This is a genomic window from Kitasatospora sp. NPDC057542, assembly GCF_042801945.1.
In the GTDB taxonomy this organism is placed as follows: Bacteria; Actinomycetota; Actinomycetes; order Streptomycetales; family Streptomycetaceae; genus Kitasatospora.
Window position 1 is genome coordinate 1 of the sequence record NZ_JBHVFE010000815.1, and the last position, 1,657, is coordinate 1,657.

Here is a 1,657-nt window from a genome sequence, read left to right on the forward strand (position 1 = left end):
CGCGTCGAGCTGGGCATGGGTGAGGAAGAGCGCCGTGGTGAGGTCCGCGCCGGCCAGGTTGGCGTCCCGTAGGTCGGCGCCGATCAGGTCGGCGAGGCGCAGGTCCGCGCCAGCGAGGTCGGCCGCGACGAGCAGGGCGCCGCGCAGGTTGGCCCCCTTCAGGTCGGCGCCGCGCAGGCGGGCGCCGAAGAAGTCGGCGCCCCGGTGCTCGCGGCGGTGCGGAACGGCGGCGCGGACCAGTTCGCCGGCGCGCAGCAGCAGCTCGCTGACCCGCTGCCGGTGGGCCGGGACGTCGACGGCGAGGATCTCCTCGGGGGTGCCGCCGGCCAGCCGGTCGGTCTCCGCCAGCGCCTGCCGCAGCTCGTCGTGGACGGGACGGGCAGCGGTGAAGGTGAGCGCCTCGGTGAGGTACCTGAGCAGTTCGTGCAGCTGCCGCACGATCGGGAAGACGTCGAACATCGCCTTGGCGCTGTCCGGCTCCTCGCGCCAGCTGCGGCCGCCGAAGGTCACCTGGGAGACCCGCTGCCCGGCGCCGAAGCAGTCGTAGACGGTACAGCCCTGGAAGCCCCGGTCGCGCAGCCGCGCGTGGATGCCGCAGCTGAAGTCGGCCTGGAGGTTGCGGCAGGGGCTGCCGGCCGCCTTGTTCATGGCGAAGTCGGTACCGGCCGCGAACGGCAGGGCGACGCAGCAGAGCCCGAAGCAGCTGCCGCAGTCGGACCGGAGCGGGGTCGGCGCAGCCGCCGTGGGGTCCTGCGGCGACTCGGTCTCGCGCACGTTCCGGGGTCCTTCCAGCAGCTGGGCGCCGGGCGGCGCGGTGAACCCGGAAATCCTACTGGGCAGACGCCCCTCGACGTCGGTAAGGTACGAAAGTCCATAACAGCTATTACACACGGGGGTGGGCTCATGCAGGACCCGGACATCAGGGGGCTGGTCCGGATGTGGATCGCGGGCTGGGCCGTGTCGCGCGGCTCCGCCGAGCCGGTGGACCAGCCCTGGGGCTGGAGCATCGACGTCGGCGCGCCGACCGGCGAGGTGGGCCGGCACGTGCTGCCGGAGCCGACCGAGGCCGAGGTCCGCAAGCTCGCCGAGAGCGTCACCGCGCCGAACACCTGGCTGAAGCTGTTCGCCGAGGACGCGACCGTGCGCCCCTGGCTGGACGAGCGGTGGCGCCTGGACGCCCCCGGGTTCCTGATGACCGGCCCGGTCACCGCCGACCGGCCCGAGCCGCGCGCCGGGTACACCGTGACCAGCTGGATCCGGGGCGGAGTCGTCAAGGCCCTGGTGCGCACCGACGCCGGGCACCTGGCCGCGCGCGGCCAGGCCGGTCTGGCCGACACCGGAGCCGGCCGCGTGCTGGTGCCGGACATGATCGGCACCGTACCCGAGCACCGCCGCCGGGGCCTGGGCGCGCTGGTGATGCACACCCTGCTGGCCGCCGGGCACGAGGCCGGCGCCCGTACCGGCATCCTGGTCGCCACCGTGGACGGCCAGGCGCTCTACCGCACGATGGGCTGGACCACCCGCGCCCCGATGGCGAGCCTGGTCCTGGACGCCCCGGGCGTCTACGAGCAGAAGTAGGACCGGGAGGCCTGCCGCAGCCCGCCCGGCGTCCGGGCGGCGCGGCCCGCAGACGGGAGTTCGACGACAGGGCCAGGGC

The 1,657-nt window shown here is 74.7% G+C and carries 2 protein-coding genes; one reads left to right on the plus strand and one right to left on the minus strand.

Translation table 11 applies throughout. The features are described from left to right. Nucleotides 1-774: pentapeptide repeat-containing protein (locus ACFU7Y_RS43780; RefSeq protein WP_380772031.1), on the minus strand; the 774-nt coding region annotated here is incomplete at its 3' end. A gap of 129 nt (nt 775-903) precedes the next feature. On the opposite strand from ACFU7Y_RS43780, the gene ACFU7Y_RS43785 reads away from it, so the two are divergent. Further along, entirely contained in the window at nt 904-1,578 is a 675-nt protein-coding gene (locus ACFU7Y_RS43785; protein ID WP_224285388.1) for a GNAT family N-acetyltransferase, read from the plus strand. The last annotated feature ends 79 nt before the right edge of the window (nt 1,579-1,657 follow it).

What these genes read in the sequence shown, in the direction of transcription:
- ACFU7Y_RS43785 (WP_224285388.1), top strand. Translation starts at nt 904, where the DNA reads ATGCAGGACCCGGACATCAGGGGGCTGGTCCGGATGTGGATCGCGGGC.